15 protein-coding genes are annotated in these 14,319 nt (G+C 67.5%); 6 read left to right on the forward strand and 9 right to left on the reverse strand.

The window, feature by feature from the left end; genetic code table 11:
* Positions 1-124: 124 nt before the first annotated feature.
* Both AC5P7E_RS03350 and AC5P7E_RS03355 read left to right on the forward strand, forming a co-directional pair.
* A complete protein-coding gene (locus AC5P7E_RS03350; RefSeq protein ID WP_005407696.1) occupies positions 125-403 on the forward strand; it encodes a hypothetical protein in 279 nt (92 codons plus the stop codon).
* Positions 370-1,161, forward strand: a complete 792-nt coding sequence (locus AC5P7E_RS03355; protein ID WP_165931275.1) for a M90 family metallopeptidase — start codon at positions 370-372, stop codon at positions 1,159-1,161. Before AC5P7E_RS03350 ends, AC5P7E_RS03355 begins: the two co-directional genes overlap by 34 nt.
* 603 nt (positions 1,162-1,764) lie before the next feature.
* Here AC5P7E_RS03355 and AC5P7E_RS03360 read toward each other — a convergent pair.
* The 4 genes from AC5P7E_RS03360 to dusA all read right to left on the reverse strand — a co-directional run bounded on the left by AC5P7E_RS03360 (position 1,765) and on the right by dusA (position 5,591).
* Positions 1,765-3,189 (reverse strand): ATP-binding protein, encoded by a 1,425-nt coding sequence (locus tag AC5P7E_RS03360; protein WP_032953760.1) that lies wholly within the window; start codon positions 3,187-3,189, stop codon positions 1,765-1,767.
* Positions 3,190-3,214: 25 nt separating this feature from the next.
* Positions 3,215-3,898 (reverse strand): response regulator transcription factor, encoded by a 684-nt coding sequence (locus tag AC5P7E_RS03365; protein ID WP_004136763.1) that lies wholly within the window; start codon positions 3,896-3,898, stop codon positions 3,215-3,217.
* A 73-nt stretch (positions 3,899-3,971) separates the two neighbouring features.
* Entirely contained in the window at positions 3,972-4,346 is a 375-nt protein-coding gene (locus tag AC5P7E_RS03370) for a hypothetical protein (protein ID WP_043035428.1), read from the reverse strand.
* Between the two features lie 213 nt (positions 4,347-4,559).
* Positions 4,560-5,591: a tRNA dihydrouridine(20/20a) synthase DusA gene (dusA, locus tag AC5P7E_RS03375; protein ID WP_043035427.1), complete on the reverse strand. Its 1,032-nt coding sequence runs from the start codon at positions 5,589-5,591 to the stop codon at positions 4,560-4,562.
* Positions 5,592-5,808: 217 nt separating this feature from the next.
* Here dusA and AC5P7E_RS03380 point away from each other — a divergent pair, with 217 nt between their 5' ends.
* Positions 5,809-6,228: a lysozyme inhibitor LprI family protein gene (locus tag AC5P7E_RS03380; protein ID WP_219625293.1), complete on the forward strand. Its 420-nt coding sequence runs from the start codon at positions 5,809-5,811 to the stop codon at positions 6,226-6,228.
* Positions 6,229-6,270: 42 nt separating this feature from the next.
* Positions 6,271-8,052: a peptidoglycan-binding domain-containing protein gene (locus AC5P7E_RS03385; RefSeq protein WP_062606025.1), complete on the forward strand. Its 1,782-nt coding sequence runs from the start codon at positions 6,271-6,273 to the stop codon at positions 8,050-8,052.
* Between the two features lie 293 nt (positions 8,053-8,345).
* On the opposite strand, the gene AC5P7E_RS03390 is transcribed toward AC5P7E_RS03385, so the two are convergent.
* Entirely contained in the window at positions 8,346-8,525 is a 180-nt protein-coding gene (locus AC5P7E_RS03390) for a hypothetical protein (protein WP_043035432.1), read from the reverse strand.
* Positions 8,526-8,629: 104 nt separating this feature from the next.
* On the opposite strand from AC5P7E_RS03390, the gene AC5P7E_RS03395 reads away from it, so the two are divergent.
* On the forward strand, positions 8,630-9,610 hold the full coding sequence (locus AC5P7E_RS03395; protein ID WP_043035425.1) for a cation diffusion facilitator family transporter: 981 nt from the start codon (positions 8,630-8,632) through the stop codon (positions 9,608-9,610).
* A gap of 112 nt (positions 9,611-9,722) precedes the next feature.
* Positions 9,723-10,148 carry an organic hydroperoxide resistance protein gene (locus AC5P7E_RS03400; RefSeq protein WP_014035621.1) on the forward strand — a complete coding sequence of 142 codons (426 nt, stop codon included), beginning with the start codon at positions 9,723-9,725 and terminating at the stop codon, positions 10,146-10,148.
* A gap of 148 nt (positions 10,149-10,296) precedes the next feature.
* Here AC5P7E_RS03400 and mmsB read toward each other — a convergent pair whose 3' ends face one another.
* The 4 genes from mmsB to AC5P7E_RS03420 are packed head-to-tail and all read right to left on the reverse strand — an operon-like array spanning position 10,297 to position 14,316.
* Positions 10,297-11,187: a 3-hydroxyisobutyrate dehydrogenase gene (mmsB, locus tag AC5P7E_RS03405; RefSeq protein WP_043035424.1), complete on the reverse strand. Its 891-nt coding sequence runs from the start codon at positions 11,185-11,187 to the stop codon at positions 10,297-10,299.
* Complete coding sequence (locus AC5P7E_RS03410) at positions 11,184-12,359, reverse strand: enoyl-CoA hydratase/isomerase family protein (protein WP_043035423.1); 1,176 nt, start codon at positions 12,357-12,359, stop codon at positions 11,184-11,186. The genes mmsB and AC5P7E_RS03410 overlap by 4 nt, the downstream gene beginning before the upstream one ends.
* A complete protein-coding gene (locus tag AC5P7E_RS03415) occupies positions 12,356-13,153 on the reverse strand; it encodes an enoyl-CoA hydratase (RefSeq protein WP_005411946.1) in 798 nt (265 codons plus the stop codon). Before AC5P7E_RS03415 ends, AC5P7E_RS03410 begins: the two co-directional genes overlap by 4 nt.
* Positions 13,150-14,316: an acyl-CoA dehydrogenase family protein gene (locus AC5P7E_RS03420; protein WP_005407684.1), complete on the reverse strand. Its 1,167-nt coding sequence runs from the start codon at positions 14,314-14,316 to the stop codon at positions 13,150-13,152. The genes AC5P7E_RS03415 and AC5P7E_RS03420 overlap by 4 nt, the downstream gene beginning before the upstream one ends.
* Between the last annotated feature and the right edge of the window lie 3 nt (positions 14,317-14,319).

Raw genomic sequence — 14,319 nt, forward strand, 5'->3', positions numbered from 1 at the left:
GAAGGAATTATGCGGGAAAGCCGCCAGCGGCGCCCGCCACGCTGGGTTCCGCGGGGGCTTCCAACGGGGCGCCGGGTTCGGGCTAGAATCGGGAACTCACCTTCCCTTAACGTGGATGTCGTCAATGCGCCGTTATGCCCATTGCCTGATCCTGCTGACGATGCCCTTCGCGGCGTCTGCGACGGCAGCGCTGGACGACAGCCGCGGCGCCTGCGTGTCCTCCAACGGCGATGCCGCTTCGCAGCGTGCACCGACCGCGACCGCTTCGGCCGCCACCACCAAGCCGGCACCGGTCCGCCCGGCAGCCAGCACCAGCACGGGCGGCGGTGGCAGCGATGACGACGTGCTGCAGCGCATCCGCGCACCGAAGTGGCACAGCTACCTGCCGGGAATGTTCCGCTGATCAAGTCGTTGCTGCAGTGGCTGCGGCCTGCACCGCGGCCGATCGACGATGCACTTTGGGATGAGGCCTGCCGCCGTGCGGCCTGGCTGCGCGGTCTGGACGACGAACGCCGCGCGCGATTGCGCGTACTGGCCACGCGCTTCCTGCACGAGAAGACCATTACCCCGATCGGCGAGCTGCAGCTGGAGGCCGGCGATGGCGTGCTGCTGGCGGCACTGTGCTGCCTGCCGCTGCTGGAGTTCGGCGAGGTGGGTCTGGAAGGCTGGTCGCAGCTGATCGTCTACCCCGATGCATTCCGCGTACATCGCAGCCACATGGATGCGGCCGGCGTACTGCATGAGTGGGATGACGAACTGATTGGCGAGTCGTGGGACAGCGGTCCGTTGATCCTGTCGTGGGCCGATGTGCAGGCCGACCTGGCGACGCCGCACGAGGGCTACTGCGTGGCGGTGCACGAGATGGTGCACAAGCTGGATGCGCTGGATGGCGCGATGGACGGCACGCCGCCACTGCCGCGCGAGTGGCAGCGCGAGTGGGCAGCCACCTTCCAGCGTTCCTACGACGCCTTCTGCGCGCAGGTGGATGCCGGCGAGGAGACGTTGATCGACCCGTACGCGGCCGAGGCGCCGGAAGAGTTCTTCGCGGTGGCCAGCGAGTATCACTTCTCGGCACCGGATCTGCTGCAGCAGGCGTTGCCGGAGGTGGCCGCGCAGCTGCGGCGGTTCTACGGCGAGCCGCCAAAGTTCGAAACACGGTAGTGCCGGCCGCTGGCCGGCAACCTGGCAATGCCACCGAAGATCATGAGGTTGCCGGCCAGCGGCCGGCACTACCGGACTACGCACGCGTTGTTGCGCCAGGCGATGTCCGGCGGACGGGAACGCGTGGCTGCGGCGGTTCCACGGCGAGCCGCCGACGATCGAAACACGGTAGTGCCGGCCGCTGGCCGGCACCCTGGCAATGCCACCGAAGATCATGAGGTTGCCGGCCAGCGGCCGGCACTACCGGAACACCCTGCGTTGTTGCGCCAGGCGATGCCCGGCGGACGGGCGGGAACGCGCGGCTGCGGCGGTTCCATGGCGAGCCGCCGACGATCGAAACACGGTAGTGCCCGCCGCTGGCCGGCAACCCGGTAATGCCACCGAAGAGCATGAGGGTGCCGGCCAGCGGCCGGCACTACCGGAACACCACGCGCTGTTGCGTCAGGCGATGCCCGGCGGACGGGAACGCGTGGCTGCGGCGGTTCTACGGCGAGCCGCCGAAGATCGAAACACGGTAGTGCCGGCCGCTGGCCGGCAACCCGGTAATGCCACCGAAGATCATGAAGTTGCCGGCCAGCGGCCAGCACTACCGATTGCGAAGGTTTACGGCCCCGGCGGCAAACGCACTTCGAAACGGGCGCCGCCCAGTTCGCTGGAACGGCCGACGGCCAGTTCGCCGCGGTAATCCTTGATCAGGTCCTGCACGATCGACAGGCCGATGCCGTGGCCCTGCACGCGCTCGTCGCCACGCACACCACGCTGCAGCACCTTGCCGATGTCGTCCGGGGCAATGCCCGGGCCATCGTCGTCCACCGCCAGCAGCAGGCCTGCGCGGCGCGCGTTCGGTGCCGGCAGCGGCTGCGCGGTCAGCAGCACGCGGCGGTTGGCCCACTTGAAGGCGTTTTCCAGCAGGTTGCCGAGCAGTTCCTGCAGGTCGCCCGGTTCGCCGTGGAAGCGCGCGGCCGGATCGATGTCGAACTCGCACAGCACGCCCTTGGAGGCGTAGACCTTCTCCAGGCCACGTACGATTTCCTCGGCGTTGGACTCGATCGGAAGCGGCGCGGAGAACAGCTTGTGGCCCGACGACGCAGCACGTGCCAGCTGGTACGAAACCAGGTTGTTCATGCGCTGCAGCTGCACGTCCAGCTCTTCGCGCAGCGCGCCATCGCCCGCGCCGCTGTCCATCTGCGTGCGCAGCACCGCAATGGGCGTCTTCAGGCTGTGTGCCAGGTCGGCCAGGGTGTTGCGCTGGCGCTCGAGGTTCTCGCGCTCGCTTTCAATGAAGGCGTTGATGCTGTCGGTCAGCGGTTCCAGCTCGCGCGGGTGGCGCTCGCTCATGCGCTCGGTCTCGCCGCGCTGCACCTTGGTCAGCTCGGTGATCACGCGACGCAGCGGACGCAGGCTCCACTGCAGGATGACGGTCTGCAGCAGCAGCAGGATCAGGCCGATGCCGCCCAGGTAGAACCAGACACGGCCACGGAACACGCGCAGCTGCGCGCCCAGCGCGCGCGAGTCTTCCATCACATAGATGGTGTACGGGAATTCGGTGGCCGGGTCGGCGTCGGCGTCCCACACCAGGCCCAGGCCATAGCGGTACACCGAACCCTGGCTGCCGTCGATCTGGATCATCGGCAGCGGGCCTTCGAACACTTCCTGGCGCGGTGCCAGCAGGCCGCCGCCGACGGTGGGCAGCATCGGGCCTTCGGCGGACATCGAATTGCCCTTGCCGTGCGGCATCACCACCTGCAGGTACAGGCCACTGCCCGGCACGTCGAAGCGCGAATCCGGCGGCTGCTCGCGGATGTACAGCGAGCGGTCGCGGGTGAAGTCGATGCCGGCCGCGTACGCGGTGGCGTAGTTCTTCAGGCGCTCACGCAGGTTCGCCTTCGCCGTATCGGCGAAGGCGGCGTCGAGTGCGTAACCGGCCAGGGCCAGGAACGCGACCAGGCCCACGGACGCGGCAAGCATCTGGCGCGCCTGCAGGGAGCGCGGCCGCCAGCGTCGGAAGAACCACAGACGGCCGGACATCATGGTCTCGCCAGGCTGAGCCGGCTCAGCCCTCGTTGCGCGGAATCGCGAAACGGTAGCCGCGGCCGCGCACGGTCTCGATCGGCTTCAGTTCGCCATCCGGGTCCAGCTTCTTGCGCAGGCGGCCGATGAACACTTCCAGCACGTTCGAGTCGCGGTCGAAGTCCTGCTGGTAGATGTGCTCGGTGAGGTCGGCCTTGGAGACCAGTTCACCGGCGTGCATCATCAGGTACTCCAGCACCTTGTATTCGTAGCTGGTCAGGTCGACATTGCTGCCGGCCACGCTGACGGTCTGCGCAGCCAGGTCCAGAGCGACCGGGCCGCATTCCAGGGTCGGCTTGCTCCAGCCGGCGGCGCGGCGCAGCAGCGCGTTGACGCGGGCCAGCAGCTCTTCGACGTGGAACGGCTTGACCAGGTAGTCGTCGGCGCCCTGCTTCAGGCCTTCGACCTTGTCCTGCCAGCTCGAACGCGCGGTCAGGATCAGCACCGGGAACTTCTTGCCTTCGTCACGCAGGGCCTTGATCAGCTCCATGCCCGACATCTTGGGCAGGCCGAGGTCGATGATGCCGACATCGAACGGAACTTCGCGCCCCATGTAGAGGCCTTCCTCGCCGTCCTGCGCAGCATCGACGGCAAAGCCTTCGCGCTTGAGCCGGGCTGCCAGGGTCTCACGCAGCGGGGCTTCGTCTTCGACCAGAAGGATACGCATGAACTCTCCCTAGTGTCCTGGGTGTGGCCCGGAGGCCTGTGGGGTACGGGTTGATAGCGACAACTATCCCTGTTCAGGGGTTATCGCCGCGTAGTGATGACATATCCGACCGCGGCGTGCGCGGCTGTGAACGCGACGGTGCGGGGTCGTCCATGTAGCGGACCCGGCCCCGGTCGTCCATGTACTTCACCCGGTTGATGTCACGCCCATCGAACGGCACGCGCTCGGCGCCGAGGATGTGGCCGCCGGTGGTGCGCTGCACGCGGCGCACGGCATCGGACAGCGAGCGCTCGTCGCCACGGCCACCGCGCTCGCCCCGCTCCATCATCTCCGCGCGCCCCTGATCGCCACGCGGCGGCTGTTGCGCCAGCGCCGAAGACAGCGGCGCAGCCGCCAGCACCACGCAGGTGGCCAGGGCAATGCGGCGATGGAGGGGAGCGGAAGACATCGATGCGATCCTAGCCGAGCACGGCGATTCGTTCAAAAGTCGTAAATCCGGGAGCCGGGTTCGGGACCCGGCGCTTTACAAATCCTTTGCAAATTCTTGGTTTGGGGCAGTGAATCCGGTCTGAACTTTTCCGGCCCTGCGCTCGCGTCGTTCATCTAGGTGAACATTCGGGACGAATCGCCGCCCCTTGTCAAGTCAGGACTGTGACCGACGTCACGCTGCGGTGCGATCAGCTTCGCGTTCGGTGACCGCCAAGGCCTGTTCGATCAGGCTCCAGCCGGCGCCCGGGCGGTGTGCGCCCTCGCTCAGCACCTGGCGGAATGCGCGACCACCGGGCTGGCCATGGAACAGGCCGAGCAGATGGCGGGTGATGTGCTTCAGCGCCAGGCCTTCGCCCAGCCGCGCCTCGATGTAGGGGCGCATCGCGCGCAGCAGGTCACCACGTGCCTGTAGCGGGGCGCCGGTGTGCAGCGCCTCCAGCTGATGCAGCAGATAGGGGTCGTGATAGGCCGCCCGGCCCAGCATCACGCCATCGACGTGCGCGGCCTGCGCCTGTACCGCCTCGATGCTGGCCAGGCCACCGTTGATCACCACCGGCAGTGCCGGGCGCTCCTGCTTCAGGCGGTAGGCCCAGTCGTACTTCAGCGGCGGAACCTCGCGGTTCTCCTTCGGCGACAGGCCCTTCAGCCACGCGTTGCGGGCATGCACCACCACCATCGCCGCACCAGCGGCGACCTGGCGGTCGACGAAGCTGGCAAACACGTCGTAGTCGTTGTCCTCGTCCACGCCCAGGCGGCACTTCACCGTTACCGGGATGTCGACCGCATCGACCATGGCCGCCACGCACTCGGCCACCAGTACCGGCTCGCGCATCAGGCAGGCGCCGAAACGCCCGGCCTGCACGCGGTCGGACGGGCAGCCGCAGTTGAGGTTGACCTCGTCGTATCCCCACTCGGCGGCAATGCGCGCAGCCTGCGCCAGCAGGGCCGGATCGCTGCCGCCCAGCTGCAGCGCCAGCGGCTGTTCGCTGCGGTCGAAGCCGAGCAGGCGCTCGCGGTCGCCGTGGATGACCGCGTTGGCGTGCACCATCTCCGTGTACAGGCGTGCACCCGGCGCCAGCACGCGATGGAACACGCGGCAATGGCGGTCGGTCCAGTCCATCATCGGGGCAACGGACAGGCGCAGGGAATCAGCGTAACGGGCGGTGGCGGACGTCATCGGGGTGTTGATCGTGGAGACTAGCATTGCCAGTGAGATCAATAGTTTACACCGCCCGGCTGAATGGCGGCGGCTGGCGCCCGGATAGCGGGGCGCCCGGGCCCGAGGGCCGTCCGCAAGCCGGGCGGCGCCACCCCACAATGACGGGCAACCGGTCACAGTTGTCGCGATTCGTTGACGACGACGAAATATTGACGCCGTTATAGTCCGTCGCTCGCAATGGATTGGACGTGTGGAGCAGATGATGCAGCACAAGCGTTTGAGCAGGACCCTCGCCACCGCGCTGGCGGTCGCCGTACTGGCCATCGGCACGGCAACCGCAGCACCGGCTGCCACCGGGCTGAGCCCGGCCTTCACCACCTGCCGTGACAAGGCACAGGGTGCGATCGAGCAGGCCGCCTGCCTGACCTCGGAAAGCGCACGCCAGGACCAGCGCCTGAACCAGGCCTACCGCCAGCTGCAGGCAAAGCTGACTGGCGCAAAGAAGACCAAGCTGGTGAATGCCCAGCGCGCGTGGCTGCAGTCGCGCAGCCGCGATGGCGAACTGGATACCGCGCTGTACGACGATTCGCAGCCCGGCAACCTGCAGGGCGAGCTGAACGATGTGATGCGCCTGAGCGCGCGTGCCGACCAGCTGCAGAAGTATCTGCAGCTGCTGGACTGACCCTTGAGGGGCAGACCCTCTGACTGCACAAGGATGTAAGACATGCCAACCAACATCGATACCCATGATCTCGATGCCACCTCCGGCGCCGTGTATTTCGCCGTCGGCCGTGGTACCGAAGGTGGCCCCGCCTCCTATCATCTGGCCATCGCCGGCATCACCCAGGGCGTGACCGAACCGCACTGGGGCACGGTGAACAAAGTCGCGCAGAACAGCGGTTACAGCCTGGGCGCGATCCAGGTCGACTTCGGCCAGCGCGGCGAGTGGGCGCTGGGCGCCATCGACGGCCACGCACTGAAGGCGGGCGAGACGACCTATGTCGACGCCGTGATCGATCAGGCCAGCACCTATGCCAAGGCGCACAACCTGCCCTTCACCCAGGACCACGCCGACCTGCGCCGCGACCTGCTCAGCCACGGCAATGGCCTGAGCGGGCGCAGCTCGATCCAGTTCATCGATACCAACACGCGCGACAGCATCAACGCCTGGGCCGGTTCGGCCGAGGGCAAGCAGTGGATCCACGCGAACATCGACTACCCGCAGGTGCGCAACGCCACCCGGATCGGCATGGCGATGGTGGACGCACACGGCAGCGGCATCGCCGAGGAAAACCGCTTCGAAGCGATCAGCCTGATCGCCAAGACCGCCAACCAGTTGCCCAGCCAGCTGCCCAAGCTGCAGAAGGTGCTGGAAGAAGGCGGTGACTACGAGGCGCTGCGCGCGAAGGCCGGGCAGATCCGCGAGACCTACCAGTACTTCGACGCGCCCAAGGCCGGCGACATCGCCGTGCGCTACGAAAATGCCTACGCCAACAACAAGGACGCAATGGACCGCGCCCATGCCAAGGTCAGCAGCCGCGACTACTCGCCCGCCGGTGAGCACAATGATGCGGACATCAAGGTGGCGCTGGACCAGATCGGCGCACCGCGCCAGCAGGCCGGTTCGCAGACGTTGAAGGAAGGGTCCAGCGGCCGTGACGTGCTGAAGCTGGAGAGCAATCTGGTCACGTTGGGCTATGCCAGCGCTGGCGGCCAGCAGACGCTGAATCCGGACCGGCGCTTCGATGCCACCACCCGCAAGGCGGTGGAGGACTTCCAGCGCGCACACAACCTGGACCCGGTGGACGGCAAGGCCGGGCCAGCCACGCTGGCCGCGATCGACCGCGACGCGCGCGAACTCCAGGGCAACCTGGCCGCGCTGGGGCTGACCGACGCCAAGGGCCAGGCCATCGGCAGCGATGGCTATCTGGGCGGTGGCAGCCGCCATGCGATCAACGCTTTCCAGCAGCAGCATGGCCTGCCCGCGACCGGCATTGCCGATGCGGAAACCCGCCAGGCGCTGGCCAATGAAGTGCAGCAGCGTGCGCAGGCACAGGGCAACACCCCGGGGCAGCAGGCCGCGGCCGAGCCTGCGCGCGAGACGGTGTACCCGATGTCCGACCCGCGCAGCCCGCAGAACTGGCTGTACACCGAGACCCTGGTGCAGGTGAAGTTCGCCGAGGAAGCGCGTGGCCTGCCCTCCGGCGAGCACAGCGAGAAGCTGGCCGCTGCGCTTACCGTGGAAGCTGCACGTGCCGGCCTGTACCGGGTTGATCGCGTTGAGCTGAACCAGGATGGCTCGATGGCGCGCGCGGTGCAGGCCAATGCACTGCACGACGAAAGCGCGTTGAACCGCAATACCGCGCCGGTATCGACGGCGGACGCGATGCGCCAGAGCGTGCAGGAAAACAGCGAGCGGGCATTGCAGGTGAGCGATCAGCAGCGCGAGCAGCAGAAGATCGACCAGCAGACCCAGCAGCACGGCCCGCGGGCCATGATGGCGTAAGAGAGCGGGCCCACGGGCCCCTGAGTGCCATTGCCTTGCTCACCCCTCGTCGGCTTGAGGTCGACGGGGGCATTGGTTGAGGTGCGTCGAGGATTGTCGCAAATGCGAGGTCTTGCGCCCCGGAGCGTGCCCACGCTTCGAGGGAGTCGGCCTCGCGGTGTAATCGATCCGGTTTGATCGCGTCGACGCTTTGACGACAGATAAGTCCGTCCCGAGCTTTCCCCAAGTGGTCAGTACCCGCCATCCATAGGCGGTCTGCTTCTTGAAGCACTGCCGCCTCAGGCGGTCAGGTCTCACAGGTGGGCGTCGCGCAGATCAATCTGTACCCTCGGCGCCACGTGCTGGTAATCGAACACCGCACCCAGATGGCCGGCCGAGGCAAGGAATACCTGCCCACGCACGTGGTAGACCTGCGTGTCACCGGCATCGTAGCGCTGCATATCCCGCATGCGGCCGAGGAACTCGATGACCATGTTGGCCACGCCCTGGGCGACGCATTCGCGATCACGCTCGCTGGGCGTCTCGGCGATGTCCTCGACGTTCTGCGACGATGCCGGACAGCGGAAGACAGCGAGGCATGCCGCCGCTCTACAATCGGGCCATGGCCACCCACCGCCCGCAGTTCTTCGACCCCGCCACCGAACAGGGCGTGCTGCGCCTGTCGATCGCCGCCTCGCTGCTGCTGGCCGCCGCCGCAGTGGTATTCGGCCTGCTGGCCAATTCCTCGCTGATCATCTTCGACGGCATCTACGGCCTGATCGATGTGGTCATGACCTGGCTGTCGCTGCTGGTGGCACGGCTGATCGCGCTGTCCACCCAGACCGACGCGTTGCAGTCGAGGCTCAACCAGCGCTTCACCATGGGCTTCTGGCACCTGGAACCGATCGTGCTGGGGGTCAGCGGCACGCTGATGATCGGTGCGGCACTGTATGCCCTGGTCAATGCGGTGGATGCGTTGATGTCCGGTGGCCGCCACATCGCACTGGGCCCGGCCATTGCCTTCGCCGGGCTGTCCATCGTCGGCGAAGGCGCACTGGCCTGGTTCATCCTGCGCGCCAACCGCCGCATCGGCTCGGAGTTCATCGCACTGGATGCGAAGAACTGGGTGATCGCGGCCAGCATGTCGGCCTGCTACCTGCTGGCCTTCCTCGGCGGCGTGCTGGTGCAGGGCACGTCCTGGGCCTGGGTCGGGCCGTACATCGACCCGGCCATCCTTGCCTTCGTCTGCGTGCTGGTGATGATCGCCCCGCTCGGCACCGTGCGCCGGGCGCTGGCCGGCATCCTGCTGGTCACCCCGCCGGAGCTGCAGGCGCACGTGGATGCCGTGGCACGCGCGATCGTGGCCAAGCATGGCTTCGTCGAGCACCGCAGCTACGTGGCGCGGGTGGGGCGAGGCGAGCAGATCGAGCTGTTCTTCGTGGTGCCGGAAAACGATCCGCCGCGGAAGCTGGTGGAATGGGACCAGCTGCGCGACGAGATCGGCGACGCGCTGGGCGAGGCCTCGCCGGACCGCTGGCTGACCATCATGTTCACCACCGACCGCGAGTGGACGATCTAGGCCGACAGGACGATCGATCAAGTTTTTCGTACGCCCTGCAACCCAACGTACGCGGAAACCGGGCAAAGTAGGCTCCAACGCAAACATCCACCCACCGACCAGGAGCATCCCGATGTCCATCGAAAAGGTTCTGTACACCGCCCAGGCCACCTCCACCGGCGGCCGTGAAGGCCGTTCCGTCTCCTCCGACAACGTGCTGGACATCCAGCTGTCGACCCCGCGCGAGCTGGGCGGCGCCGGTGGCCCGGGCACCAACCCCGAACAGCTGTTCGCCGCCGGCTATTCGGCCTGCTTCCTGGGCGCGCTGAAGTTCGTGGCCGGCCAGGCCAAGGTCGCGCTGCCGGCCGACACCACCGTCACCGGCAAGGTCGGCATCGGCCAGATCCCGACCGGCTTCGGCATCGAAGCCGAGCTGACCATCAGCGCTCCGGGCGTGCCGCGCGAGCAGCTGGAAGAGCTGGTGCAGAAGGCGCACATCGTGTGCCCGTACTCCAACGCCACCCGCGGCAACATCGACGTGACGCTGATCGTTGCCTGATGGGGTGCTGCCGGCCAGCGGCCGGCACTACCAACGTAAAGAGCAAAAAAATGGGCGGATGCCGGTCGAAACCGAACATCCGCCCATCCCACCTTCGTTGTCCCACAGGGGGGCATGAGGTTGCCGGCCAGCGGCCGGCACTACCAGGTCATTTTTCGCTGGTGATGAGCTGCACGACGCTGGAGAAATCCAGCTTGCCGCGGCCGGCCTGGTGGTTCATCGAGTACAGGTTGCGGGCCACTTCGCCCAGCGGAATCGAGGCACCGACACTCATCGCCGCTTCCACCGCCAGGCCCATGTCCTTCAGCATCAGATCGCTGCCGAAACCGCCGCTGTAGCCGCGCGAGGCCGGCGCGTTTTCCAGCACGCCCGGCCACGGGTTGCACACTTCGGTGGCCCAGCTGCGGCCGGTGCTGACCGCCATCATCTGCGACAGCACCTTCGGGTCCAGGCCGTGCGCCACGCCCAGCGCGATGGCTTCACCGGTCACCGCCATGATCACGCCCAGCGCCATGTTGTTGCACAGCTTGGCGACCTGGCCGGCGCCGCTGGCGCCCACGTGGAAGATGTTCTTGCCCATCGCCTGCAGCACCGGGCGCGCGCGTTCCAGCGCGTCCTCTTCGCCACCGACGATGAAGGTCAGGGTGCCGGCCTGGGCACCGGCGGTACCGCCGGATACCGGCGCGTCGATCATCTGCAGGCCACGTGCGGCAGCGGCTTCGGAGACCTTGCGCGCGCTGGCCGGGGCAATGGTGCTGCAGTCGATGACCAGTGCACCCGCCGGAATCGCGGCGAGGATGCCGTCGTCGCCCAGGTACACGCCTTCGACATGGCGGCTGGCCGGCAGCATCGAGATCACCACCTCGGCATCGGTCAGGGTGTCGCGCGCCGACGACGCAGCACTGGCACCGGCGTCAACGGCGGCCTGCACCGCGGCCGGGACGAGATCGAACACGCGCACGCTGTGGCCGTTCTTGACCAGATTGGCGGCCATCGGGCCACCCATGTTGCCCAACCCGATGAATGCAATGCGGCTCATGCAAGGCTCCTTTCAACAAGGGGAGTGCCCAGGTCGGCCAGCGGATGCGCGGCATCGGCCCAGGGGGAAGCGAAGAAGGTGTCGGCCCACGCGCCGGTGGCCTCGGCCAGGGTGGCCGGGTTCCACTGCGGATTGCGGTCCTTGTCGATCAGCAGCGCGCGGATGCCTTCGGCGAAATCACCGTGGGCGGCGCAGTGCAGGGCGACGATGTACTCCAGGCGATAGATCGCGGCCAGGTCCTGGCCGGCACTGCGGCGCTGCAGTTCGTACGCCAACCGTGCCGAACCGGGTGCACCGGCGGCGAGAGTCTTCTGTGCGGCCTGCAACCAGGCGTCGTCGGTCTGCAGGCCGGCAATGCGCGCCACGATGGCCTGCAGGTCATCGCCCTCGCACAGCGCCTCGACCTGCGCGGCATTGGCCAGCAGCGGGCCGGTGGCGGCATCGCTGGCATGCGACTGCAGCAGATGGGTCAGGCGTTCGTGGTTGTGTGCGGCATCGCTGGACCAGGCCACCTGCAGCAGCGCATCGAACACCGCGCTGCGGCGTTCTTCGGCCACGTGCACGTCGGCCAGGCCGGCGTAGATGGCGTCGCCCGGGTTGAGCAGCGCGCCGGTCAGCGCCAGGAACAGGCCGCCCTTGCCCGGTACGCGCGGCAGCAGCCAGCTGCCACCCACATCGGGGAACAGGCCGACGGTGATTTCCGGGAAGGCCAGCTTGGAGCGCTCGCTGACCACGCGGTGGCTGGCGCCGGACATCAGGCCGATGCCGCCGCCCATCACGATGCCATGGCCCCAGCACAGGATCGGCTTGGCGTAGGTGTGGATGAGATGATCGACGCGGTATTCGACGTCGAAGAACTCGGCGGCGTAGTCGTTCTCGCGGATGTCGCTGCAGCCGGCCTCGCGGAAGGCGACCATGCTCTTGTACAGGCTGTGCAGGTCACCGCCGGCGCAGAACGCCTTCTCACCGGCACCCTGCAGCACCACCATGGCGATGCCGTCGTCGTCGGCCCAGACATTCAACTGCTTCAGCAGCAGGTGCGCCATCGGCAGCGAGAAACCATTGAGCGTACGCGGCGCATTGAGCGTGGCGATGCCGATGCGCGCGCCGTTGCCGGCCACGCGCTCCTCGAACAGCACCGGTGCGTCGTCGGCAACGGTGTCGGTGCTCATGCGTTCTTCCACTGCGCGGTGCGCTTTTCCAGGAAGGCGGTCACGCCCTCGACCTGGTCGGCGGTGTCGAACAGGTCGACGAAGGCTTCACGCTCGGCCACCAGCGCCGAGGCGTGGGTGCCGGTGCGGGTGGACTGCACCAGGGTCTTGCAGGCGGCGATGCTGGTCGGGCTCTGCTTGCCGGCCTTCTTCGCCCATTCCAGGGCCAGTGCCTTGGCTTCGCCCTTGCCGACCTTTTCTTCGGCCAGGCCAATGCGCAGTGCGGTCTCGGCATTGATGCGCTCGCCCAGCAGGATCATGCGCTTGGCCCAGCCCTCGCCGACCAGGCGCGGCAGGTTCTGGGTGCCACCGGCACACGGCAGCAGGCCGACGGTGGCCTCCGGCAGCGCGACCTGGGCGTGGTCTTCAATGATGCGCAGGTCGCAGGCCAGTGCGCATTCCAGGCCACCGCCCATGGCGTAGCCGTTGATCGCGGCGATCGACACGCCACGGAAACCGGACAGCGCTTCGAAGGCTTCACCGAAGCGGCGCGCGGCCTCGCGTGCAGCGGCCTTGTCGCCGGAGGCGAACTGGTTGAGGTCGGCACCGGCGGAGAAGAACTTCTCGCCGTCACCGGTGATCACCAGCGCGTAGATGTCGCGGTCTGCGTTGAGCGCGCCCACCAGGTCGCGCAGCGCCGACAGGCTGTGCACGGTCCAGGTGTGCGCCGGCGGGTTGTTCAGGGTGACCACGGCGGTGTGGCCATCGACCTCCACCTTCAGGCCCACGTGCTCCTGGGTACGCCAATCCTTCATCGCAGTTCCTCTTCGGTGTTGAGCAGGTGACGGGCAACGATCACCCGCATGATCTCGTTGGTGCCTTCCAGGATCTGGTGCACGCGGCAGTCACGCAGCAGGCGCTCGATCGGGTATTCGCGGATGTAGCCGTAGCCGCCGTGGATCTGCAGCGCTTCGTTGCAGACGTTGAAGCCGGCATCGGTGGCGAAGCGCTTGGCCATCGCGCACCACACGTTGGCGTCGCTGGCACCGGCATCGAGCTTGCGCGCGGCGGTGTGCACCATCTGCCGGGCGGCGACCAGCTGGGTGACCATGTCGGCCAGCTTGAACTGCAGCGCCTGGAACTCGGCCAGCGCCTTGCCGAACTGGCGGCGCTCGCCCATGTAGCGGCGCGCGGCATCCAGCGCACCCTGCGCGGCACCCAGCGAGCAGGCGGCGATGTTGATGCGGCCGCCGTCCAGACCCTTCATCGCCAGCTTGAAGCCGCCGCCTTCCTCTCCCAGAAGGTGGCTGACCGGCACGCGGACGTTTTCGAAGGTGATGCCGCGGGTGGGCTGGCTGTTCCAGCCCATCTTCTCTTCCTTGCGGCCGAAGCTGATGCCCGGCAGGTCCGACGGCACCGCAATGGCGCTGACACCGCCGGCACCGGCACCACCGGTGCGCGCCATCACCACCAGCAGCTCGGTGGCACCGGCGCCGGAAATGAAGGCCTTGGAGCCATTCAGCACATAGAAGTCGCCATCGCGCACGGCGGTGGTCTTCAGCGAGGCCGCATCGGAACCCGCACCCGGTTCGGTCAGGCAGTACGAGGCCAGCTTGAGGCCCGAGGACAGATCGGTGCCCCACGCATCGCGCAGGGCCGGCTGGCCCCACTTGGACACCATCCACGAGGCCATGTTGTGGATGCTGATGTAAGCCGCGGTCGACGGATCGACGTTGGCGAGCTCCTCGATGACGACGGCGGCGTCCAGTCGGCTCAAGCCGCTGCCGCCCACTTCCGGGTCCATGTACAGGCCGCAGAAGCCCAGTTCACCGGCCTTGGCGATCGCCTCGCGCGGAAAGATGCCCTCCGCATCCCATCGCGCGGCGTGCGGCGCCAGTTCGGCCTGTGCGAAGTCGCGCGCCGCCTCGCGGTACGCCTGCTGCGCTTCTTCCAGTTCCGTCGTCATCGAGTGGCTCATGGC

This window comes from Stenotrophomonas sp. YJH_SMC_25 (assembly GCF_059369595.1).